Here is a 23,498-nt window from a genome sequence, read left to right as displayed (position 1 = left end):
AGCGGATTCCTTTTTTCTAGAGTGCGCTGGCGGCGTTGGCATGCGCAGCTGCTGCTACGGCACTGGCCACATCGGCGGCAACATGGGGATCGAAGACGCTGGGGATAATGTAACTCGCGTTGAGCTCATCGTCAGCTACCCGGTTGGCAATGGCCTCGGCTGCGGCCACCAGCATGTTCGGCGTAATGTCCGATGCTCCGGCGTCCAGCAGTCCGCGGAAGAAGCCGGGGAAGGCCAGCACGTTGTTGATCTGGTTCGGGAAGTCGCTGCGGCCGGTAGCAACCACGGCTGCGTGCTTCGACGCGATCACCGGATCGATTTCCGGCGTCGGGTTGGCCATGGCGAACACGATTGCATCCTCGGCCATGGAGGCCACCTGCTCTTCGCCGATCACGTGCGGGGCACTGACGCCGATGAAGACGTCCGCTCCCTTGAGGGCGTCGTGCAGGGTTCCGGAGAAGCCTTCTTCATTGGTGTTCGCGGCAATCCAGCTGCGGTGCTCGTCGCCATATTCCTCGCCGGAGTGGATGGCGCCGGAGCGGCCGGCGGCGATGATGTGCTGCGCGCCCTGGGCCTTGAGAAGCTGGATGATGGCCGAGCCGGCAGCGCCGACGCCCGAAACCACGATCTTGACCTCGGAGAGCTTCTTGTCCACCACGCGGAGGGCGTTGACAAGGGCAGCCAGCGTGACGATCGCTGTGCCGTGCTGGTCATCGTGGAAGACGGGGATGTCGAGTTCTTCGCGGAGGCGGTTCTCGATCTCGAAGCAGCGCGGTGCGGCGATGTCTTCAAGGTTGATGCCACCGTAGACGGGGGCCATGGCCTTGGCGATCATGATGATTTCTTCAGTGTCCTGGGTATCCAGGCAGACCGGCCAGGCGTCAACGTTGGCGAACTGCTTGAAGAGTGCTGCCTTGCCTTCCATCACGGGAAGTGCAGCGGCGGGGCCGATGTTGCCCAGGCCCAGCACGGCCGAGCCGTCGGTGAGGACGGCGATGGTGTTGCGCTTGACGGTCAGGTTGCGGGCTGCGGCCGGGTCTTCGGCAATGGCCATGCAAACACGCGCGACGCCGGGAGTGTAGGCGCGTGAAAGATCGTCACGGTTGCGCAGGGCTACCTTGGGGACGACTTCGAGCTTGCCGCCGAGGTGCATGAGGAAGGTGCGGTCCGAGACGTGCTGGACGGTGACGCCGTCGAGGGCGTTCAGGGCGTCCTTCACGCGGGCTGCATGGTCGTCGTCGGTGGTGTTGCAGGTGACGTCAACAACGATCGTCTCGTGGTGGGATTCCGTGACGTCCAGGGCGGTGATTGCTGCACCGGCTGCGCCGACGGCTGCTGCCAGTTCGCTGGTAGCGGTGAAGCTCGACGGTGCGGCGACGCGCAGGGTGATCGAGTTTCCGGGGCTCGGATTCGCCATTGAAATTCCTCCTGTAAGGCCCGTTCCCGGGCCGCCGTTCCAAACTGAATGTTTTCGTATTATGGATATTATTATCTACAAAGTGGAAACACAACCCCTTGCTTGGTCATGTTCGGTGTCATCGCGCAGGTGCGCGCTGTGCTGTATGTTGGGTGTTCTAAGCAATTCTTTTCACGATGCGGATAAGAGTTGTCGGAATCTGAGTCATGGGAGACAAGGGAATGGCTGAAAAAGCCTCCGGAGGCGTGCAGTCCGTTGAGCGCGTCTTTGAACTGCTGGAACTGATCACGGACGCGGGCGGCGACGTCACGCTCAGCGAACTCTCGTCGTCCACCGACCTGCCCTTGCCCACCATCCACCGCCTGCTCCGCACGCTGGTGTCCCTGGGCTACATCCGCCAGCTGCCCAACCGCCGCTACGCCTTGGGCCCGCGCCTGATCCGGCTCGGCGAAGGTGCCAGCAAGCAACTCGGCGCAGTGGCCCGTCCGCAGCTCAAGACACTGGTGGAACGCCTCGGCGAGACCTCCAACATGGCCGTCCTTGATTCGGACATGGTCATCTACGTGGCCCAGGTCCCGTCCATGCACTCCATGCGCATGTTCACCGAGGTCGGCCGCCGCGCCCACACGCACGATACCGGCGTGGGCAAAGCCATCCTCGCCCAGTTGGACGACGAGGTTGTCCGCGGCATCGTGGCCCGCACCGGCATGCCCACTCCCACGGCCAAGAGCATCGGCGACATCGACTCCCTGCTTGCTGACCTCAAGCTCATCCGCGAACGTGGCTACTCCATTGACGAGGAAGAGCAGGAGCTCGGCGTCCGTTGCTTCGCGATGGCCGTGCCCAACGCGCCCACGCCCACCGCAATCTCCGTGTCCGGACCGATCACCCGCGTTGACCAGAGCTTCGCTGACCGCGCCGTGCCCATGCTGCGTGAAGCTGCCATGGCGATCTCCGCGGAGCTGAACCAGAACTAGGCTTACCGCCCGCACCCGCCGAGGTGTCATTTGATGGCAATGTTTCCCAAAGCATTGCCATCTTTTGTTACCTCGGCGTTGGTTGTGGGCGGGTGGCTTTCTTCAGCATGGAGTTCACCACAATGGGGTGCACCGGCCGCACGAGGCTGAAGTACAGCTTCCCCCGCCACCCCTTAAGTACGACGGCGGTGGTCACCCTGATCAGTCGGCCCACCGGATCGACTCCGACGGCGGCCGCGAAGTCCAGGTGTTTGTCCCGGACAAAAATCAGGGCTTCTTCCCCGGACTGCTCCGTCACTCTGAATGTGTCCAGCGGGGCCTTGGGAACGCCGATCAAAGGGACCAGTGCCTGCCGCAAACCCATGGCTCCGGCAACCCAGCGGGGCATGGACTCCACGGCGAACAGCCGCTCTGCCCATTCCGTGGGGTCCGTGCCGGCCCCTTGGGGAAGGACGGCCAAGCAGACGTCCGCATAGTCCGGCGTCGGGATCTTGCGTAAGGCCAATGAGTGGAAGCAAGGAGCCTGTTCGGTCATGGGCTGATCCTACGGCGCGGCGCGTGGGAAGCGAGTGCCTGCGGTGGCGAGGGCGCCACGTGGGCGGGTTCCGGCGTCGTACATTCTGTTCCTGTCCGCTTTCCGCGCGAGGCGACAAAAGGCGGCAGTGTCCCCCAAGGAAACACTGCCGCCTGCTGTTGTTTGCCCGGTTGAAAGCTAGTGCTCCGACGCGCTGGAGGTCTTGAGCGGGACTTCCTTGCCGTCGGCGTCGATGAGCTTGCCGTTTTCGAAGCGGTCGCCTTCGCTCAGGCACTTGATGTCCTCTTCGCTGACAACCCGGTCAGTACCGGCGACGAACACCGACTGGTTGTCTGAATTGCCGGCTTTGAAGTGGTTGAAGAGGATGTTCAGCAGGATGGCCATGACGGCTGCCGAGCTGATGCCGGAGTGGAAGATCGTGGAGAACCAGGACGGGAACGCGTCGTAGAAGGACGGTGCGGCGATGGGGATCATGCCGAAGCCGATGGATGCCGCGACGATGATCAGGTTCATGTTGTTCTTGTACTCCACCTTGGCCAAGGTGCGGATACCGCTGGCGGCCACCGTGCCGAACAGCACCACACCGGCGCCGCCCAAAACGGGCGTCGGAACCGCTGCTACAACGCGGCCCAGGATCGGCAAGAGGCCGAGGATCACCAGGATAAGGCCGCCGGCGCTGACCACGAAGCGGCTCTTGATGCCCGTGATGGCCACCAGTCCCACGTTCTGGGCGAAGGCGCTCTGCGTGAAGGAGTTGAACAGCGGGGAGATGGCGCTGGAGAGCATATCTGCGCGGAGGCCGTCGCCGATGCGGCGGGAGTCCACCTTGGTGTCCACGATCTCGCCCACTGCGATGATGTCGGCCGAGGTCTCTGTCAGGGTGACCAGGATGACGATGAGCATGGAGATGATGGCGGCGATTTCAAAGGTCGGCGCGCCGAAAGCGAACGGTGTGGGGAACGCGACGATGTCGCCTTGGCCAACCTTGGAGAAGTCGGCCATGCCTGCAATGAGGGCGATGATGGTGCCGATGACCATGGCCAGCAGGATGGAGAGCCGGGAGATGGCGGCGTTGCCAACCTTGCTCAGGAGAAGGACGACGCCCATGGTTGCCGCTGCGAGCCCAATGTTGGCCATGCTGCCGTAGTTGTCGGACTTGGCGTTGCCGCCCATGGCCCAGTTTGCCGCCACCGGCATCAGCGTCAGGCCGATGGTGGTGATGACTGTGCCCGTGACCACTGGTGGGAAGAATTTGATGATCTTGGAGAACAGGGGGGTGATCGCCAAGCCAATCAGCGATGCCACAATGACCGAGCCGAACACTGCCTGTATCCCGCCGCCGCCTTGGACGATCGCCACCATGGTGGAAACACCGGCGAAGGACACGCCCTGGACCAGCGGCAACTGCGAGCCGAAGAACGGAATACCAACCGTCTGCAGGATGGTGGCCAGGCCGCCAACAAACAAACAGGCGGCGATGAGGAGGCCGATGTCCTGCGAGTTCATGCCGGCAGCTGCACCGATGATGAGCGGCGGGGCAATGATTCCGCCGTACATGGTGAGGACGTGCTGGAAGCCGTAAGCGAAGGTGCTGCCAATTGACAGGCGCTTGTCCTCGGGGCGTTCCGGCTGATGCTTCCGCGAAGAGGTGGTATTCGCAGGGCGGGACTTCTTTTTGATGTTCATGGCAGACTTTCTGGGTTCATGGCAGACGTCTTCGTCTGGCTAACTGTGTCTGGCTAACAAAATCTTGGGGTTTTAGGGTTGGGTTTGTGTGCAGGTCCTTTGCGGGGCGCAAGTAGTGGGACCTGCACACAAACCCTTGGATGGTGCGGTTTAGTGCGGTTTAGGTGCTGGCTTAGCAGAAGCCGGCGATGCCGCTCCAGGCAACCGGGGCAGCGGCGATGTTCTCGCGCTGGACGGTTGCTTCGATGAGGCCGTACGGGCGATCCGCGGCGAAGAAGACCTCGTTGGGGTTGTCCAGGCCGAATGGGCTCAGGTCAACCAGGAAGTGGTGCTTGTTGGGCATGGAGAACTTGATCTCGTCCACTTCGCTGTGTGCTTCCAGGACCTTCTTGCCCATGTCGAACAGCGTCTGCTGCAGGGCGTGGGAGTAGTTCTCGGTGAAGCCTTCCAGCAGGAGTGCCTTGATGTCCTCGTAGCTCTTGTTGAAGTCCGTGCCGGCGAAGTCCAGGTTGGTGTTGTAGCGCCAGCGGGCGGATACATCGGTGGCCAGGATGCGGTCGGTGGTCTCCGGCAGGGTGGTGTACTTGTCGCGCGGGTAGCCGACAAAGCCGGACTGCGTGGTCTTCAGGACGGTCAGGTCCTTGAGGCCGGAAATAAGGTGCGTGGTTGCGCCATCACGGACGACGACGGCGGTACGCACCTCTTGTCCGTTGCGGACGAAGCTGTGGTCGTGTCCCTCGCCATGGGCCTGGATGCGATCCCAGCTGTAGGCCTCGGCTTCCCAGCGGCCGCCGGTGACCCAGTCGAACCCACCTGTGAAGTGGTCTGCAAGACGCAGGAGGAAGGACTCGGGGGAGCCGATGCCTTCACGGGCGAACGCATAAACGGTGTTCTTCTGGGTGTCGGTGGCAACGACGTGGCCGTTGTCGCCTTCGAGGTGCGCGGCCTGGAAGTCGCCGCGCAGCTGCGAGGTGACGTTCAGGTCTTCGATGTGGTGGCGGTCCGTATCCCGAGTGACTTTGACGACGCGGACTTCTGCTTTGCCGTACTGGTTTTCGCCGAGGACGATGTTGTTGCTCATGGTCATATCCCAACTTCTGTGAGGTGGAACCTACGTTCCATCAATGAAATTAAGCGCGTGTTTCCACCGCGTTTCTGGTGGAGCCGACCCAACAAAAAAGAGCCGACATCCATTGATGCCAGCTCATTACGACCCTGCCTGCTGCTCTCAGGTTACGTGACCTACGCCACGAACTCATTCGAGAGTAGCGCATGATTTCGGCTTGTGTATATGGATTCCGAAGGATCGTTATGAACCATCCAAATGTGACCGGGGCAACTCGGTTTGGCTTTTCGGGGGTCTTGACGCTTGCCTTGCCGCCTGCCTACACTTTCCACATAACAATAAAAGTTTTCCGAAGAGCGGAAACTGCATGCATGAGAAAGAGGAGGAACAGATGGACTCGAAGGATACGAACAACGTCGTGGAATTCCCGGCGCCCGGTCAGGAGCTGTACCTGCCCTTCGGTGCAACAGATCCGGACTTCTACATTCCGGCCGACTGTGACCGCAAGGCTGGCGGGTTCTCCCGTTGGCTGCGCGCACTCCCGGTATTCGGCCGGCAGCGCCCCTGAGACCCTGCATCTTCGGGGCGCGGACTCTGCGCAACAGAGCCAACGAAGCGGGCGATACCTGGGGAGGTGTCGCCCGCTTTTGTGCGCCTTCTGTGCGCTCCGCCCGCCTCGAGTGCTGTGGCCCCCGTTTCGATGCCTCGCTGCAGACTAGACGGTAGGAGTCATCTAGCCCGCAGCAAGCCATCGAATCGGGCTGGGTTAGCCTCGCGACGCATTCTGGTTCGGGGGAGATCCCGGTCTGTCCGGAACTCGGGAATGACTCCAGGCAGATGCTTCGCTGCAGATTAGACGGTAGGAGTCATCCAGCCCGCAGCAAGCCATCGAATCGGACTTTTCCACATAGGGCCGTACGCACCTGTCCCGGACTCGCGGGCTTGGCGAAAGTTGGCTCATGACTACTACCGCCCCCAAGGAACTCCCACCCGGCATGGATTTGTGGAGGACAGGCCAGCTTAATGAGGCAGGATTCAATGCCCGGGCCATAGCAGCCCTAGTGCGAGGGGGAGTTCTGGTGAGGCTCCGCCGAGGCTGCTACATTCGTGGGCGGACCTAGGCGGCGCAAAAACCTTGGGTCCGAAGCCGGCAACTGATCGCCGCGCACGCCCACGGGACACTCACGACGTCGGGCGGTGGCTTGGTCTACAGCCACACCTCCGCTGCCCGCCTCCACCGCCTGTTCCTGTGGGATGTTGACGACCGCGTGCACATTACGCAGAAGAAGACGCCGTCGCCGATTTCGCATGGCCGCGATGTAGCGGCCCATTCCAGAGTGCTTGGGGAGGGCGAGGTGGTCCTCATGGACGGGCTGCCGTGTACTTCGCTGGAGCGGACAGTGGTGGACTGTTGCCTGATGTTGGACTACCGGCAGAGCCTTGTCTTGATGGATCATGCTCTCCGCATTGGTGCGGATGCGACGAGGCTGGCCCAATTGTGCGCAGCTCTCTCCGGCAGAAACGGAGTGCTTTCGCTGCGACGGGCTTTGGAAAATGCCGATCCCCGCTCTGAGTCTCCGGGTGAGACCCTAAGTCGGGAACTTCTGGTGCGACTCCGCATTGAGTCACCGGAACTTCAGGTGGAAGTCCGCACGGTTGAGGGCCGGCACCGTTTGGACTTAGCCTGGCGCGACAAGAAGGTGGCCTTGGAGTTCGACGGCAGGATCAAGTACTTCGACTACGCGCCAACGGATGAGGTTGTCTTCCAAGAACGTCAGCGCGAAAAGGCCCTGACTGAGCTCGGCTGGAGGTTCATTCGCATCAAATGGCGGGATCTGTTCCAGGAGCGCGACTTCAAGATGCGCGTGCTGCGAACTCTCCGCGCGGCCGAATAGACGAATCCCTGCGCATTGGGCGACTCCTACCGTCTTATGCGCAGCGAAGCATCGAAATGGTGGAATGTGATCTGCGTAACAATCGGCGGGGCGCTGGGGGCTTCACGTAAGCTGGGCTGACGGCCACCCCCTTGGGTCTTGAAGGCCGTGGCGACCCTGACTGAGGGGTTGCGTTTGCTCGCTCGATGGCGCCGGCCTTACGTCCGCACGCGTCGCACCGCAGCATGTCGAGTAATACGGACGCTCGTCATCGAGCCGTGCCGGGTCACGATCCCCGGCCGAAAATCCCTGCCTCGGCAGGTGACAACGAGAGCCGGGTGTGGGGATTCCGGCAACGCAGCAGCCTGCTTGTGGCTGCTACCCCAAAGGAACACTGTCATGAAACTCAAGGTCTCAATGCTTGGGGCGGTGATCGCGTTGGCTCTGGCAGGGTGCACGACGCCGACACCGACACCGACTATAACTGCCACGGAAGCATCGCCGAGTCCGACTACCGTAAGCCCGACCCCGACGCCTTCGCCGACGGAGACGAGCGAAAGCCCGACCCCGACGCCTTCGCCGACGGAGACGAGCGAAAGCCCGTCCCCGACGCCTTCGCCGACGGAGACGAGCGAAAGCCCGTCCCCGACGCCTTCGCCGACGGAGACGAGCGAAAGCCCGTCCCCGACGCCTTCGCCGAGTGCGGCGACGGTTGGCCCGACGCCAACGCCGACGCCGACGCCGACGGAGACGAGCGAAAGCCCGACGCCGACGCCGACGCCGACGCCCACCCCGACGCCCACCCCAACCCCCACAACTCCAACCACCGGCACCCTCGCCAATCTGGCTCGGGTTCCCTGGGATGGTGGCCCTGCGTACTGGGCAAAGTTCCCCGGCGCAGCGAAGCTTAACAACCCTAATCTGTTCCCCGTCAGCGTCTATTACGGAAAACCTGAGCACGCCACCCAATTGAAGGACATTGGCGTGAACGTTTACCAGAACGCCGAGCATGACGGTTCCACGATGGCGTCCATTACGAACACGGGAATGCTGGTCATCGCCGGAACAGAATGGTCCCGGAGTGAAGTGGGCAGCAACCCGAACGTGGTTGGCTGGGACACCTATGACGAGTGCGACATGCTGGGGCTTGGCTGCAACGGTTCAACATATGAGCAGAACCTTCAGCAGATGAAGAACAAGGTGGCCCAGATCCGTGGGTTCAACGACGGCAGGTTTGCGTTCGCCAACTATTCCAAGGGCATCCTGGGAACCTATTGGGCGCCGGGGCTCATGGATGACTTCATGTCTGCTGTTGACGCGGCATCCGTGGATAACTACATGTACACGCGGGCGGATCTGCAGGACGAGTTGAACCGGACGCCGGCATGGCCGGAGGGTGCGAACACTGCTACCTCGGCGGCCTACGGCTGGCAGATTGACCAGATGCGCAAGTTCCAGTCGACGCCGGGTATCCATCCGAACTGGATATTTGTTGAGTCGGCACGCCCGTTCCTGAATGCCTCCAATGACCGCACCATCACACCGGAACAGATGGAAGGCGCTATGTGGTCCGGCATCATCCATGAGGCACGCGGGATCAGTATCTTCCAGCACAACAACAATGGCCAGGCAGGCTTCGGGACGTACTCACTGGTTCAGGCGCCGGCTGACAGGAAGGCGAAGATCAAGGCTGCCCTAGCCGGTATCCAGTCCTTGGCACCTGTACTCAACACGCAGAGCTATGTGTGGGACGCAGGCGCCGCGGGCACGGACACGATGCTTAAGGCGAAGGATGGAAGTGCCTACCTCTTCGCAGGCATCGGCTTGAACGGCGGTACAGGTTCCAAGACGTTCACCCTCCCGGCCGGGATCACCGGTACGCAGGTGGAGGTTGTGGGCGAGAACCGCACCATCTCTGTCCAGAACGGAAAGTTCACAGACTCGTTCGCCAACGAGTACACACATCACATCTACAAGATCACGATCTGATACAACTGGCGGTCGGCAGCGAGATCGCCGGAATAGTGCGAAATCGCCGGAACGTTCCCTGTGAAATGGACGCGTTCCGGCGATCTCGCGCAAGCGGCACCGAACCTACCCCGCAACCAACTTCCGTGCCGCCGCCGAGTGCTCAGCGATCAGACCGGCGACGTCCAGCCCCGGAATCGCACCGTCAACCACCCGCCAAGCACCCCCCACCATCACCCGGTCGGCACGGTCCGCACCGCAGAGCAGCAACGCGGCAACGGGGTCGTGGCTGCCCGAGAATCGCAAGGAGTCGGGTTTGAACAGGGCCAAGTCCGCCTGCAAACCCGGAGCCAGTTGCCCAATGTCGGAGCGCCCAAGAACCGCGGCGGATCCACGGGTGGCCCAGCCAAGGGCCCGCTCTACAGGAACCGAGGCGCCGTAGCGGAGCCGCTGCAAATACAGTGCCTGCCGGGCTTCGAGGATCATGTTGGAAGCATCGTTCGACGCCGATCCGTCCACTCCCAGCCCTACGGGAACACCCGCAGCCTCGAGTTCCAGGACCCTCGCGGTTCCGGAGGCCAGGCGCATGTTGGAGGTGGGGCAATGCGCGACGGCTGTGCCGGCCGCTCCCAGCCTGGCGATCTCCTCGTCGTTGAAGTGGATGCCGTGTCCCAGCCAGGTCCGGTTGCCCAGCCAACCCACGGACTCCAGGTAATCCACGGTCCGCAGTCCAAACATGGACCGGCAGAAGTCTTCTTCATCAATGGTCTCGGCTAAATGCGTGTGCAACCGGACATCGAATCGTTCGGCCATGGCGGCACTCTCGGCCATGATTTCCTTGGTCACGGAGAAGGGCGAGCAGGGGGCCAGCGCGATCTGCACAACGGCTCCGTCACCGGTCTCGTGATACTGGCGAATGAGCCGTTCGCTGTCCGCAAGGATCGCCTCAGGTGACTGGACCGTGGTCCTGGGCGGCAGTCCGCCGTCGTCCTCTCCCAAGGTCATGGACCCGCGGGTCAAGGTAGCGCGCATGCCCATGGAACGTACGGCTGCAACCTCAATGTCAATCGCGTCTTCCATGCCGTCGGGGAAGAGGTAGTGGTGGTCGGCAGCGGTGGTGCAGCCGGAAAGCAGCAGCTCAGCCAGCGCAACCTGTACGGCAAGCTCAAGGCTCCGGGGCGTCAGCCGCGCCCACACCGGGTACAGGTTCTGGAGCCATGGGAACAGGGGAGCGTTGGCCACGGGACCCCACGCGCGGGTGAGCGTTTGGTAGAAGTGGTGGTGCGTGTTGATGAGGCCGGGCAGGACCACGTGGGAGGAGGCATCAAAGACGTCGGCGGGAGATGAAGGCTGCCCGCCCGAAGGCACCAGCTCTACGATTTTCCCGTCGGAAACCACCAGGCCGCCACCGGCGTCGAGGTCGTTAGCGGTGAAAATGCCCAACGGATTCTTGATCCAAAGTGGGGTCATGACAGGTTCCTTGTCTGGTCGGCGTGTACGCGTTCCAGCTCAGTTAGGCCCTGTCTGCTGATCCAGGTGCCGGACCGTCAGAATGCGGCCCAGTCCGAAAAGCGTAGAATGCCCGACGGCGGCGGTCAACGTCCGTGGGGCGTCCCCGGTCACATTCGGCCACCAGAACCGTGGAATAAGTAATTTCGCATGACGAAATTAAGTTTTCAAAAAACTATGGCGCGGCTCACAAAGCTGGTGCTACGCTCTAACTGCCAAAGGCGGGCACCCGGACCTCGGGAAGCTATCTACCAGGCGCAACTTAACCTTCATCGCACATGCTGAAGCCTGGTAACCAAGCTAACTGGAGCTCTTCTCTGTAGCGCCCCCACATAGGTCACCTGGCTTCCTCAGCACTAAGGAAGTCGCAACATGAGTACAACCGTCACGGCCGAGCAATTCCTGGCCACATCCATTGAGCTGGCTACAGCCAATGTCCTCAACAGTGGGGGCCCGTTCGGCGCCGTCATTGTCACCGCGGACGGACGAGCCTTCGAAGGCGTCAACCGCGTCACCGCCACGAACGATCCCACCGCCCACGCAGAAGTCACGGCCATCCGCAACGCCTGCCGCGAACTGGGAACCTTCGATCTCAGCGGAGCAACCCTCTACACCAGCTGCGAGCCATGCCCCATGTGCCTGGCCTCCGCACTCTGGGCACGCGTTGACCGCGTGTTCTTTGCCGCAGACCGTCACGACGCCGCATCCGTCGGCTTCGATGACGCTGTCTTCTACGAGTACTTCGAGAATGACAACCGGGACGCGCTGATGCCGGTAGCCAAGCTGGAACTGGGCGACCCCCAGGCTCCGGCGGCCCTCCAGCCGTTCAACACATGGAACACGCTTGATTCCAGGATTGACTACTAGGGCCCGGTGGCTGACATGACAATCCTGGATAATTCCGCTGAAAAGCAGACAGCAGCTGAAAAGCAGGCTGCGCTCTTTCCCCAGGGAGACAGCGCAGAGCCCACAGCGGCAAAGCACACGGCAACCGGCCTGGCAGGTGGCAACAAGAAGCCCCCGGTGTCGAACTCCTTCCTGGACAAGTTCTTCCAGATCTCCAAGCGTGGATCCACGCTGGCCCGCGAATTCCGCGGCGGCCTGGTCACGTTCTTCACCATGGCGTACATCGTCATCCTGAACCCGCTGATCCTTGGCGGCTTCTCGGCAGAAAACGCTCCCACCGACGTCGCCGGCGGCTGGCTTTCGGCTGCACAGGTTGGCGCCGTCACCGGCCTGACCGCCGGCGTCATGACCATTGTTTTCGGTCTCATCGCCAACCTGCCCTTCGGCCTCGCGGCCGGGCTGGGCATTAACTCCTTCCTGGCCGTCGCGGTGATCCAGGAAGTCACGTGGCCTGAAGCCATGGGACTTGTGGTCATCAACGGCATCCTGATTGTCATCTTCGGTGCCACCGGCGCCCGGACGGCGATCTTCAAGGCAGTTCCCAAGGAGCTCAAGGCAGCCATCACCGTTGGCATCGGCTTGTTCATCGCCTTCATCGGCTTTGTGGACTCCGGCTTTGTCCGCGCCACCACGGGCGGCCCACCGGTTCAGCTCGGCGACAACGGCTCCATCACCTCCATCCCCACCCTTGTCTTCATCATCGGACTGCTGACCATGGGCATCCTCGTGGCACGCAAAATCCAAGGCGGCCTCCTGATCGGCATCGTCGCCACCACTGTCCTCGCCGCTGTTGCCGAGGCCGTGTTCCGCATTGGTCCAGGCAGCGCCGACAACCCCGGCGGCTGGCACCTCAACGTACCCATCCTGTCCAGCCAGCTGGTGTCCGTCCCGGACCTTAGCCTGGTGGGCCAGTTCGATCTCTTCGGCTCCTTCGCCAGGATCGGTGGATTGGCGGCCACCATGTTGGTCTTCACCCTGGTGTTCACCAATTTCTTCGACGCCATGGGCACCATGACCGGCCTGGCCAAGAGCGCAGGCGTGGCACACAAGGACGGTACCTTCCCCAAGCTGAAGTCGGCTTTCATTGTTGAAGGCATGGGCGCAGTGGTGGGTGGCGCAACGTCCGGTTCATCCAACACCGTCTACATCGACTCCGCTGCCGGCATCGGCGAAGGTGCCCGTACCGGCTTGGCCTCCGTGGTCACCGGCCTGTTGTTCCTGGGTTCGATGTTCTTCACGCCGCTCACCTCGGTGGTGCCGCTGGAAGTTGCAGCAGCAGCCCTGGTGGTGGTGGGTGCAATGATGATGGCGCAGATCCGCGAGATCAAGTTCACCAAGTTCTCCATCGCGCTCCCTGCGTTCCTGACCATCGTGACCATGCCGCTGACCTACTCGATCGCCAACGGCATCGGCGTCGGATTTATCTCCTTCGCCGTGATCAGCGCAGCGTCGGGTAAGGCCAAGAAAGTTCACCCGCTCATGTGGGTGGTCACGGCAGGCTTCATCATCTACTTCGCCCGCGGCCCCATCAACGCCCTGATGGGCGTCTGACCCGGAGCCGCACCCCGCGCCGGCGGTCATTCCGGCACTCTGATCGGCGGTCCGTCGGTACCCACCGCACGAATAGGCGTCCGCCGTCGTCGTCCTCTTAATACAGGCACGACGGCGGGCGGCGGTTGGGCGGTCGACGCTCCGTCAAGGAACGGGGGCAGGGAGATGAAGCCCTTGCCCCCGTTCCTATGAACTCTGACTGACTGAACTCTTACTGACTTAGCCGCGACTTCCCCTCAACAACCTCTGGAAATGAGAATATGAGGCAAGATCGCGCACTGCTCCGGCCGGGCCACCCGGCCGGGACACCTGGAAAAAGGACGTGTTGCCATGCTGGATCTGATGCCTTCACTGGGCAGCTGGCGGCCTGCGGTCTCCGGCCAGCGATGTGCTGTGGCCACGATCGTAGGGACCGGCGGCTCCGTGCCGCGGCCCATGGGGACCTCCATGATGGTCTCCGAACATGGCGAAATACTGGGCAGCCTGTCCGGAGGCTGCGTGGAAGGTGCCGTGGTGGAAGCGGCCCTGGAAGCAATGCGCGACGGCGGCCCCCGCCTTGAGTCGTTCGGCTACAGTTCCGAGGACGCCTTCGCTGCAGGGCTCACCTGTGGAGGAGAACTGGAAGTCCACATCCAGCCGCTCGGAGCAGGCTCTCCGGAACTTTCCGTTTTCACTGAACTTTCGGTTTTATCCGGACTGTCATCCTTCAAAGGCCAGTCCACCACGGCACACCCTTCCGAAGCCCAGCCTTCCGTGGCCCCTCCTGCCGTGGCGCTGATCCGCAGGCTGGATGCGGCGGGCGGTGTCGTCGTCGTGCATGATCCTGTGAGGTTCCGCGCGATGGAATCGGAAGAACTGGCCAAGCTGGTGGGAGACCATCCCTCCACACTCTTCGCGGCCGCCGCGCAGGTGGAGCCGCTGCTCCAGGGCGGACGTGCCGGCTTGGTCCGGCTCGCTCCGCCGGAGGGCTGCATCGATGGCTGGGTCACCACGGACAGGTGGGCAGCTGAGCACCAGGAAGAGGAAACCCAGCCCGAGCCCATCACACTATTCGTCGAAAGCCGCTTGCCGGCCGCGCGGATGCTGATCTTTGGTGCCAACGACTTTGGCGCCGCGTTGCTCCCCGCCGGACAACTGCTCGGCTACAACGTCACCCTCTGCGATGCCCGGCCTGCCTTCGCCCGGCAAAGCCGCTTCGCGGGGGCAGACCAAGTTGTCACTGATTGGCCGCACCGCTATCTGGAAGCCGAAGCAGCGGCCCGCCGCATCGATAACCGGACTGTGGTGTGCGTCCTGACCCATGACCCCAAGTTTGATATTCCCTTGCTGGAGACGGCACTCCGGTTCAACCTGGCCTACGTCGGGGCGATGGGATCACGTAGAAGCCATCGCCAGCGCGTCGACGCTTTGCTCGAGGCCGGCACGACGCCGGAGTCCTTGGAACGGCTGCATTCACCTATCGGACTGGACCTTGGCGCCGTGACCCCCGCGGAAGTAGCGGTATCCATTACGGCGGAAATCGTGGCGGAACGCGGGGCGGCCGCCCAGGAGCGAGGGGGCAGTGCGGCCGGAAAGACCCCGGGCTTCCCTTCACTCAAGGACAGCATTGGCCCGATTCACCCGGCTCCGATCCACCCAGCACCTCAACACCTCACTCAGGAGGACCCATGGACATGAACACCATCGAGGCCGTGGTCCCCACCACGGACCCCGCACAATGGCGCGACGGCGATGCCTGGCTCGCCGGTGGCACGGTCCTTTTCTCCTACGGAAGCACCGTCCTCAAACGGCTTCTTGACCTTGGCCAGGCCGGCTGGCCCGCCGTGACCGTGACGGACAAGGGCATCGAACTCGCCGCCACCTGCACCGTTGCGCAGCTGTACGCCTTGCCGCAAACTGCCGAAGCAGCCAGCCGTGAATGGCCTGGCTTGGCCTTGATCCGCCCTTGCTGCGACTCGTTCGTGGCTTCGTTCAAGATCTGGAACATGTCCACGGTGGGCGGCAATATTTGCACCGGCCTCCCGGCAGGGCCCATGACGTCGTTGTGCGCCGGACTGGACGGCATCGCCACCATCCTCAGTGCGGATGGCACCAGCCGGGAAGTTCCGGTGGCCGACGTCGTTACAGGGGATATGCAGACTGACCTGGCGCCGGGAGAGCTGCTGCGCAGTATCCATCTCCCCGCCGGCGCCCTTTCCGCGAGGGTTGCCTTCCGGCGTTTGTCCCTCAGCAACCTCGGGCGCTCAGGCGTGCTGCTGATCGGACGGCTCGACCCCGACGGCGCCTTGGTCATCACTGTGACTGCCTCGACCAAAAGGCCGGTACAACTGAGGTTCCCTGCCGGGCAGGTTCCCGACGCCGGGACGTTGGCTGACGCCGTCGGCGAATCAATTCCCTGGCCGCTGTACCACGACGATATCCACGGGCTCCCCGCTTGGCGCCGCGACATGACGTTCAAGCTGGCCGAAGAAATCCGGGCGGAACTGCTGGGCGAGCCCATGACCGTGTCCGGCGATTTCTGGCCGCCACACAACACCTCGCCCCAGCCGTCCACGCAGCCCGCACCATCCACCACCCAGCAGAAGGAGGCCCCGAATGGCAATTGAGATCAACGGAACTGCCTCGCAGGCCACACCCCGCCCCGGCCAGTGCCTCCGCACGTTCCTCCGCGAAGAGGGCAACTTTGGCGTCAAGAAGGGCTGCGACGGCGGCGACTGCGGAGCCTGCACCGTCCACGTTGACGGAACACCCGTCCACAGCTGCATCTACCCGGCTGTCCGTGCCGAGGGCAAAGCAGTCACCACCATCGAGGGCTTGGGCAGCGCAGAAGGCCTGCATCCAGTGCAGGAGCAGTTCCTGGAAGCCCAGGGTTTCCAGTGCGGGTTCTGTACCGCCGGAATGATGATGACCGCGGCCACCTTCGACGACGAGCAACGCGCCAACCTGCCGCGCAACCTCAAGGGCAACCTATGCCGCTGCACCGGTTACCGCTCCATCGCGGACGCGGTCTGCGGCCACGGCGGCGATCACCAGCACGACGCCGGAGTTGACGTTTCGGGGGCGCAGTCGCCAGCTGCCGTTCCCACCGCGGTTGTGCCCGCCACTCCCGGTCAGCTGGGCGACAACGTTCCCGCACCCGCCGGTCAGGCTGTGGTCACCGGAACCGCCCGCTACACCCTTGATGTCCCGGCCGGGCAACTTCCGGGCCCGCTGCACATGAAGCTCCTTCGTTCGCCGCACCCGCATGCCCGGATTGTGTCCATCAACAAGGCCCCGGCGCTGGCGGTTCCCGGCGTCGTGGCGGTGTTCACGCATGAGGACGCACCGCAGCTGCTGTTCTCCACGGCCCAACACGAGAATTACACCGACGATCCCGATGACACCCGTGTGTTGGATAACGTGGTGCGGTTCATCGGCCAGCGGGTTGCGGCCGTCGTCGCCGAGTCCGTTGGGGCGGCAGAGGCCGGCGCCCGCGCCTTGGCTGTTGAGTACGAACTGCTGGAACCGGTCTTCACTCCGCAGGAAGCCATCCTTCCCGGAGCCCCGGCAATTCACGGAGAAAAGGACGGAGTCTTCTCCCGCATTTCCCGCCCGCTCCAGAATGTGGTGGCAGAGGTCCATGCCGAACTTGGGAGTGTTGCTGATGGGTTTGCGGCTGCGGACTTCATCCACGAGCACACGTACCAAACCCAACGGGTGCAGCACGTGGCAATGGAAACGCATGCTTCCATTGCCTGGTTGGACGAGGAGGGACGCTTGATGATCCGTTCCTCCACGCAGGTTCCCTTCTTGGTAAAGCGGACGCTGAGCCGGGTGTTCAACCTGGCGCCGGAGACCATCCGGGTGGTGGCCGGCCGGGTTGGCGGCGGATTCGGTGGCAAGCAGGAAGTCCTCACCGAGGACCTGGTGGCGCTTGCCGCTTTGGCTCTTCGCAGGCCCGTCCAGCTGGAGTTCACCCGTACTGAGCAGTTCACGGCAACCACTACGCGCCACCCCTTCACCATTCACCTCAAGGCGGGTGCCAGCCGTGACGGTGCCCTCACCGCGCTTCAACTGAACGTCCTCACCAACACCGGTGCCTACGGAAACCATGCGCCGGGCGTGATGTTCCACGGTTGTGGCGAATCGTTGGCCGTGTACAAGTGCGTGAACAAGAAAGTGGACGCGCGCGCGGTGTACACCAACACCGTCCCCGCCGGTGCCTTCCGCGGGTATGGGCTGAGCCAGATGATCTTCGCGATCGAGTCGGCCATCGATGAGCTGGCTGTCGGCATCGGCATGGATCCGCTCGAATTCCGGCTCAAGAACATGGTCCGGCCCGGCGATCACATGCTGTCCACCACCCCCGAGCCGGAAGAAGACGTGCACTACGGAAGCTACGGCCTGGACCAGTGTGTTGCTTTGGTGCGGGACGCCCTGGACCGGGGCAAGGAACGATACCGCGCCGCCGGACTGGACGACCTCGGACCGGACTGGGTGGTGGGGGAGGGCTCGGCCCTGTCCATGATCGACACCGTCCCGCCGCGCGGCCATTTCGCCCACACCCGGGTGAGCCTGGAAGCGGACGGAAGGTTCGCCGTCGACGTCGGTACTGCCGAATTTGGGAACGGCACCACAACTGTTCACGCGCAGCTGGCCGCCACGGCGCTTGCGACCACGGCGTCCAAGGTGACGGTCCGCCAGTCCGATACCGACCTCGTGGAGCACGACACCGGGGCTTTTGGCTCGGCTGGAACCGTGGTGGCCGGCAAGGCGACACTCGGTGCCGCGTTGGAACTCGCCACCCGGATCCAGACGGTGGCCGCTTCGCTGACCGGAGCGGCCCTGGCGGATTGCCGGCTGGTGGATGGCGCCGTCGAGTGTGGCGACCGCACGGTGACGCTGGCGGAAATCGTCGACGCCGCCCGGCTGCAGGGCGTTCGGCTCGCCACCGACGGCAACTGGGGTGGGACGCCGCGATCTGTCGCGTTCAACGTCCATGGCTTCCGGGTTGCCGTTAATACGGGAACCGGTGAGCTGAGGATCCTGCAGAGTGTCCAGGCCGCCGACGCCGGTGTTGTGGTGAATCCGCGGCAATGCCGTGGACAGATCGAGGGCGGCATTGCGCAGGCCCTCGGAGCGGTGCTGTACGAGGAAGTGAAAGTGGACGACGCCGGACGGGTCACCACGGACATCCTGAGGCAGTACCACATCCCGTCGTTCGCTGACGTGCCCCGGAGCGAGGTGTACTTCGCCGCTACCAACGACTCCACTGGCCCCCTTGGCGCGAAGTCCATGAGCGAGAGCCCGTTCAACCCGGTGGCGCCCGCGCTGGCCAACGCCATCCGCAACGCGACGGGGATCCGCTTTGGCGAGCTGCCCATCGCGCGGGACAAGATCTACCTGGCCCTCCGCGACCGCACCACTGCGCCCGTGTAGCCCAACTGAGTAACAGCAAACGTCGGTATGAGCCCTCAGTGCGACGTTTGCTGTTACTCACTTGGGTGAGACGGCGAGCTCCATGAACACACTGTTCGGGTCCAGGGTGTAGTCCCCGAAAGGCGGGCATTCGGTGAAACCATGCCGGGCATACAACCGGCGGGCCGGAGCGAAATAATCCTCGGTTCCCGTTTCCAGGCTCAGGCGCTCGAACCCTCGCACACGGGCTTCGGCCACGATGTGCCCCAGCATCAAGGTGGCCACTCCGCGTCCCCGCGCGCTGGCCGCAGTGCGCATGGACTTGATCTCGGCCTGCCCGGCGGAGAGCGTCTTCAACGCACCGCATCCCAGCAACACACCATCCTCGCGTGCCGTCCAGAACGTGATGGATTCGTGTGACAACGCCGAGTGGTCCAGCGCGTGCACGCTCTCAGCGGGCGACGTGGCGAACATGTCGGCCAGGTGCTCGCTGAGGAGTTGGTGGACATCGGGGCGTGCGGGATCGTCAAGATCAATGCGGATCATGCGTCCAAAGTTACCCGGGCCCTTGACTCAGGCACCAATACTTACATCTCCAGCAAGTGCAGCTGGTCCTTCGTGTCCAGGTCCTCGCCGGAGCAAAGGTCGCTGCAGTCCACCAGGTCCACCAGGCCGGGATGGGCCTTCAGGAACGATCGCGCTCCCGTGTCGCCATGAGCCGCGGCAGCGGCTTCGGCGCGGAGTCCGACGTCGAAAATCACCGGGTGCCTGCGCTTCAGGTGGCCCGACTCATCAGGGTACGCGGCCGCGGTAACCCGGCCGGGACGGTGGCTGCCCAGCAGCCTGCTCACCGCCGTCGGAGTTAATCCGGGCTGGTCCACCAGCGCCACCATGATGCTGTTGCCAGGGGTGGCGGCGTCGATTCCGGCGCGGAAAGAGCCCGCCATGCCTTTACCCCACTGCTCGTTCTCCACCACCACGTAGGGGCCCAGATCCGTGACGCTTCTGACGCGGTCGGCTTCGGCGCCGAGTACCACCACAACCTCGCGGCAACCGCCGTCGAACAGGGTGTTGGCCAGAACCTCTACCAACGTCCGGCCGCGGAATGGGAGCAGCGCCTTCGGGCCGCGCCCCAAGCGGGTGCCGGCCCCTGCAGCGAGGAGCACGCCCGTGGTGGGGGCCATGCCGGAGTCAGTCATATCCTCACGATACGCGCGGGGGTGCATGCGGTCTCTAGCTCCTGGCTTGCTTTCTGGTACATCTACCTAATTCGGTTGCAGATTACCCGCGGGTAGGCCTTTTGATCGGCGTAAATGGCCATTATTGTCGATGGGGGAGTTGTGCAGTCAGCTCGTAGACGCAACGACGCGTGAAGGAACAGAAAATATGGCTGGCACTTTCGAAATTCTCAAAGCAGGATCCAACTCATTCCGGTTCAGGCTCACCGCCGAGGACGGCACGGTTGTGGCAGTGTCGCCACAATTTCCGAACCTCAAGGCCGTGGTGGCCGGCATCAACGCCGTCCGCGAAAATGCGGCAACGGGCTTTGTGGTGGACCGAAGGAACCTGGGTACCTAGGTCCGGTCCAAAGAAACCAGCGAAAAAAAGTTGGCGGCAGTGTTCCATACGAACACAGCCGCCAACTTTTTTGTGCGGGTTGTCAGGCGTCGCCGCCTGCGCCGCCGGTGGTGCCGGCGTTCACGTCCAGCAGTTTGTAACGGTCAATGGCGTACGACGGCGCGCCCTCCTCGACTTCGCCCCTCGCCGCCAGCAACTGCAGGGTTTTGGCGACGATGGAGTGGGTGTCGTTTTTGAAGTAGCGGCGTGCGGCTTGGCGGGTGTCGGAGAAGCCGAAGCCGTCTGCTCCGAGGGCGGCGAAGTCGTTGGGGATGAATTGGCGGATTTGGTCGGGGACGGCTTTCATGTAGTCGGTGACGGCGATGACGGGTCCGGTGTGGCCGGCGAGTTGTTCGGTGATGAACGGGGTGCGGGCGGGTTGGCCGGGGTTGAGGAAGGCGTGTTCTTCGGCGGCGAGTCCGTCGCGTCGGAGTTCGTTCCAGGAGGTCACGGACCAGACTTCGGCGGCGACGTTCCAGTCTTCGGCGAGGATCCGTTGGGCTTCGAGGGCCCAGGGCACGGACACGCCGGAGGCGAGGATGTTCGCGGTGGGGCGGTTCGCTGTGTTGGTGCTGTCCGCGGTGGGGGCGTCTGCGAGTTTGTAGATGCCTTTGAGGAGTCCGTTGATGTCCAGGTTTTCTGGTTCCGCGGGTTGGGTGATGGGCTCGTTGTAGACGGTGAGGTAGTACATCACGTTGTGGTCCTCGGAGGCCTCGCCGTACATTTCTTCGAGGCCGTGGCGGATGATGTGGCCGATTTCGTAGCCGTAGGCGGGGTCGTAGGTTTTCACGGCGGGGTTGGTGGAGGCCAGGATGGGGGAGTGTCCGTCGGCGTGTTGGAGTCCTTCGCCGGTGAGGGTGGTCCGTCCTGCGGTGGCGCCGATGATGAAGCCGCGGGTCATTTGGTCTGCTGCGGCCCAGAAGGAGTCGCCGGTGCGTTGGAAGCCGAACATGGAGTAGAACACGTAGATCGGGACCAGGGGTTCGCCGTGGGTGGCGTAGGCGGTCCCGGCGGCGGTGAAGGCTGCGACGGCGCCGGCTTCGTTGATGCCGGGGTGGATCAGTTGTCCGGCGGGGGATTCTTTGTAGGCCAGGACGAGGTCGCGGTCCACGGAGAGGTAGTTCTGGCCTTTGGGGTTGTAGATTTTCGCGGTCGGGAAGAACGCGTCCATCCCGAAGGTCCGGGATTCGTCGGGGACGACGGGCACGAACCGGGCGCCGAAGTTCTTGTCCCGCATCAGGTCCTTGAGCAAACGGACGAAGGCCATGGTGGTGGCGGCTTGTTGTTTCCCGGATCCGCGTTTGGCTACGTCGTAGGACTTCGCGTCGGGCAAGGTGACCTCGGTGTGTTTGCGGCGGCGTTCGGGGACGAACCCGCCGAGCTCGGCCCGGCGTTCCATGAGGTACTTGATTTCGGGGGCGTCCATGCCGGGGTGGTAGTACGGGGGCCGGTAGAGGTCAGCGTCGAGTTGGTCATCGCTGATGGGGATGCGGAGGTGGTCACGGAAGGCTTTGAGGTCTTCCATGGTCAGTTTCTTCATCTGGTGGGTGGCATTGCGGCCTTCGAAGTGCGGGCCCAGTCCGTAGCCCTTGACCGTTTTGGCCAGGATCACGGTGGGTTTGCCCTTGAACTCGGTCGCGGCCTTGTACGCGGCGTAGACCTTGCGGTAGTCGTGGCCGCCGCGTTTGAGGCCCCAGATCTGTTCGTCGTCCAAATCCGCGACCATGTCCTTGGTCTGCGGGGATTTGCCGAAGAAGTGTTCCCTCACGAACCCGCCGGACTCGGCTTTGTAGGTTTGGTAGTCACCATCGGGGGTTTCGTTCATGATTTTCACCAACGCCCCGTCCTGGTCTGCTTCCAGCAGGGAATCCCATTCCCGGCCCCAAACGACCTTGATCACGTTCCAGCCCGCACCGCGGAAGAACGCTTCGAGTTCCTGCATGATTTTGCCGTTGCCGCGGACCGGTCCGTCCAGGCGCTGGAGGTTGCAGTTGATCACGAAGTTCAGGTTGTCCAGGTTCTCGTTCGCGGCGAGCTGCAACAAACCACGGGACTCGGGCTCGTCCATTTCCCCGTCACCGAGGAACGCCCAGACCTGCTGGTCCGAGGTGTCTTTGATGCCACGGTTCTGCAGGTACCGGTTGGACTGGGCCTGGTAGATCGCGTTCATCGGGCCGATACCCATCGACACGGTCGGGAACTCCCAGAAATCCGGCATCAGGCGCGGGTGCGGGTACGAAGACAACGCATGGCCGGCCTTGGACTTCTCCTGACGGAACCCGTCCAAATCCTCCTCGGTCAGACGGCCTTCCATGAACGCCCGGGCGTACATGCCAGGGGAAGCATGGCCCTGGAAGAACACCTGGTCCCCGCCGGAGGGGTGGTCCTTGCCGCGGAAGAAGTGGTTGAACCCCACCTCATACAACGTCGCAGCACCGGCATAGGTGGAAATATGCCCGCCCACACCAATATCGGAACGCTGCGCACGGTGGACCATGACCGCGGCATTCCACCGCATGTACGCACGATACCGGCGCTCGAACTCCTCGTTCCCCGGGAACGGCGCTTCCTGGTCCACCGGGATCGTGTTCACATAATCAGTGGTCGTCACCATCGGCACACCCACCGACCTCGCGCCGGCACGCTGGAGCAACGAACGCATAATGTACTGGGCACGCTCGGTACCCTGCTCCGCGATCAACGCATCAAGGGACTCAATCCACTCCGCGGTCTCTTCCGGATCACGATCAGGCAGCTGGGCAGTCAACCCGCTGAGGATGTGTGAGGTCTCTTCTCCTGCAGCCACGTCCAACCTCTCTTCATTGAATGTCTGGGCGCTTGCTCTGTGGGGGCGCTCAAGGAATTTCGTATTGTGAGAATAAAATTCTGCAATTCGAGATTACGTCTGCTGATGGGCAGCGTCAACACGGATTGCGTATCCGCATCAGTCAACTGGGAAAGCTTTGCCCAAGCAACCGAATGTGACCCTGCATAC

Annotated in this window: 18 protein-coding genes and 1 pseudogene; 11 read left to right on the top strand and 8 right to left on the bottom strand. The window is 63.0% G+C overall.

The annotated features are described in order from the left end of the window. Nucleotides 1-16: 16 nt before the first annotated feature. The gene (locus AYX22_RS18105) at nucleotides 17-1,417 is read right to left on the bottom strand and encodes an NAD-dependent malic enzyme (protein ID WP_207594702.1); all 1,401 of its coding nucleotides are present in this window, start codon (nucleotides 1,415-1,417) and stop codon (nucleotides 17-19) included. 221 nt (nucleotides 1,418-1,638) lie between these two features. Between AYX22_RS18105 and AYX22_RS18100 the strand changes: the two genes are divergently transcribed. Then, nucleotides 1,639-2,394: an IclR family transcriptional regulator gene (locus AYX22_RS18100; protein WP_011776026.1), complete on the top strand. Its 756-nt coding sequence runs from the start codon at nucleotides 1,639-1,641 to the stop codon at nucleotides 2,392-2,394. A 67-nt stretch (nucleotides 2,395-2,461) separates the two neighbouring features. Here AYX22_RS18100 and AYX22_RS18095 read toward each other — a convergent pair whose 3' ends face one another. The 3 genes from AYX22_RS18095 to pucL form a co-directional block, all read right to left on the bottom strand. Next, the gene (locus AYX22_RS18095) at nucleotides 2,462-2,929 is read right to left on the bottom strand and encodes a DUF2867 domain-containing protein (RefSeq protein ID WP_207594699.1); all 468 of its coding nucleotides are present in this window, start codon (nucleotides 2,927-2,929) and stop codon (nucleotides 2,462-2,464) included. Between the two features lie 177 nt (nucleotides 2,930-3,106). Beyond that, nucleotides 3,107-4,615, bottom strand: a complete 1,509-nt coding sequence (locus AYX22_RS18090; protein ID WP_207594697.1) for a nucleobase:cation symporter-2 family protein — start codon at nucleotides 4,613-4,615, stop codon at nucleotides 3,107-3,109. A 172-nt stretch (nucleotides 4,616-4,787) separates the two neighbouring features. Continuing rightward, entirely contained in the window at nucleotides 4,788-5,702 is a 915-nt protein-coding gene (gene pucL, locus AYX22_RS18085; protein WP_207594695.1) for a factor-independent urate hydroxylase, read from the bottom strand. 370 nt (nucleotides 5,703-6,072) lie between these two features. Between pucL and AYX22_RS18080 the strand changes: the two genes are divergently transcribed. From AYX22_RS18080 to AYX22_RS18065, 4 genes and pseudogenes are all read left to right on the top strand, one after another. Further along, nucleotides 6,073-6,249, top strand: coding sequence for a hypothetical protein (locus AYX22_RS18080; protein ID WP_014922716.1), 177 nt, complete (start codon nucleotides 6,073-6,075; stop codon nucleotides 6,247-6,249). A 391-nt stretch (nucleotides 6,250-6,640) separates the two neighbouring features. Beyond that, nucleotides 6,641-7,576 (top strand): annotated as a pseudogene (locus AYX22_RS18075) (hypothetical protein). A 350-nt stretch (nucleotides 7,577-7,926) separates the two neighbouring features. After that, nucleotides 7,927-8,466 (top strand): hypothetical protein, encoded by a 540-nt coding sequence (locus AYX22_RS18070; RefSeq protein ID WP_207597695.1) that lies wholly within the window; start codon nucleotides 7,927-7,929, stop codon nucleotides 8,464-8,466. 73 nt (nucleotides 8,467-8,539) lie between these two features. Next, nucleotides 8,540-9,544, top strand: a complete 1,005-nt coding sequence (locus tag AYX22_RS18065; protein ID WP_242703395.1) for a hypothetical protein — start codon at nucleotides 8,540-8,542, stop codon at nucleotides 9,542-9,544. 105 nt (nucleotides 9,545-9,649) lie between these two features. Here the strand turns inward: AYX22_RS18065 and AYX22_RS18060 are convergent, their stop codons facing one another. Further along, nucleotides 9,650-10,993, bottom strand: a complete 1,344-nt coding sequence (locus tag AYX22_RS18060) for an 8-oxoguanine deaminase (protein ID WP_207594693.1) — start codon at nucleotides 10,991-10,993, stop codon at nucleotides 9,650-9,652. A 411-nt stretch (nucleotides 10,994-11,404) separates the two neighbouring features. On the opposite strand from AYX22_RS18060, the gene AYX22_RS18055 reads away from it, so the two are divergent. From AYX22_RS18055 to AYX22_RS18035, 5 genes are all read left to right on the top strand, one after another. After that, the gene (locus tag AYX22_RS18055) at nucleotides 11,405-11,899 is read left to right on the top strand and encodes a nucleoside deaminase (RefSeq protein ID WP_017200639.1); all 495 of its coding nucleotides are present in this window, start codon (nucleotides 11,405-11,407) and stop codon (nucleotides 11,897-11,899) included. Nucleotides 11,900-11,905: 6 nt separating this feature from the next. Next, complete coding sequence (locus AYX22_RS18050) at nucleotides 11,906-13,489, top strand: NCS2 family permease (protein ID WP_207594691.1); 1,584 nt, start codon at nucleotides 11,906-11,908, stop codon at nucleotides 13,487-13,489. A gap of 330 nt (nucleotides 13,490-13,819) precedes the next feature. After that, on the top strand, nucleotides 13,820-15,166 hold the full coding sequence (locus tag AYX22_RS18045) for an XdhC/CoxI family protein (protein ID WP_207594689.1): 1,347 nt from the start codon (nucleotides 13,820-13,822) through the stop codon (nucleotides 15,164-15,166). Beyond that, nucleotides 15,157-16,095 carry an FAD binding domain-containing protein gene (locus tag AYX22_RS18040; protein ID WP_207594687.1) on the top strand — a complete coding sequence of 313 codons (939 nt, stop codon included), beginning with the start codon at nucleotides 15,157-15,159 and terminating at the stop codon, nucleotides 16,093-16,095. Before AYX22_RS18045 ends, AYX22_RS18040 begins: the two co-directional genes overlap by 10 nt. Further along, nucleotides 16,085-18,907 carry a molybdopterin cofactor-binding domain-containing protein gene (locus AYX22_RS18035; RefSeq protein ID WP_207594685.1) on the top strand — a complete coding sequence of 941 codons (2,823 nt, stop codon included), beginning with the start codon at nucleotides 16,085-16,087 and terminating at the stop codon, nucleotides 18,905-18,907. The genes AYX22_RS18040 and AYX22_RS18035 overlap by 11 nt, the downstream gene beginning before the upstream one ends. A 57-nt stretch (nucleotides 18,908-18,964) precedes the next feature. On the opposite strand, the gene AYX22_RS18030 is transcribed toward AYX22_RS18035, so the two are convergent. Then, entirely contained in the window at nucleotides 18,965-19,432 is a 468-nt protein-coding gene (locus AYX22_RS18030) for a GNAT family N-acetyltransferase (RefSeq protein ID WP_207594683.1), read from the bottom strand. A gap of 41 nt (nucleotides 19,433-19,473) precedes the next feature. Beyond that, entirely contained in the window at nucleotides 19,474-20,112 is a 639-nt protein-coding gene (gene nboR, locus AYX22_RS18025; protein ID WP_207594681.1) for a nicotine blue oxidoreductase, read from the bottom strand. A gap of 160 nt (nucleotides 20,113-20,272) precedes the next feature. On the opposite strand from nboR, the gene AYX22_RS18020 reads away from it, so the two are divergent. Next, nucleotides 20,273-20,464 carry a DUF1508 domain-containing protein gene (locus AYX22_RS18020; protein ID WP_207594679.1) on the top strand — a complete coding sequence of 64 codons (192 nt, stop codon included), beginning with the start codon at nucleotides 20,273-20,275 and terminating at the stop codon, nucleotides 20,462-20,464. Between the two features lie 82 nt (nucleotides 20,465-20,546). Here the strand turns inward: AYX22_RS18020 and aceE are convergent, their stop codons facing one another. Continuing rightward, on the bottom strand, nucleotides 20,547-23,309 hold the full coding sequence (aceE, locus tag AYX22_RS18015) for a pyruvate dehydrogenase (acetyl-transferring), homodimeric type (protein WP_207594677.1): 2,763 nt from the start codon (nucleotides 23,307-23,309) through the stop codon (nucleotides 20,547-20,549). Between the last annotated feature and the right edge of the window lie 189 nt (nucleotides 23,310-23,498).

It is taken from the genome of Arthrobacter sp. D5-1 (assembly GCF_017357425.1).
Classification (GTDB): Bacteria; Actinomycetota; Actinomycetes; order Actinomycetales; family Micrococcaceae; genus Arthrobacter.
The sequence above is the reverse complement of the archived record's forward strand: the minus strand, read 5'-3'. Positions and strand labels throughout refer to the sequence as shown.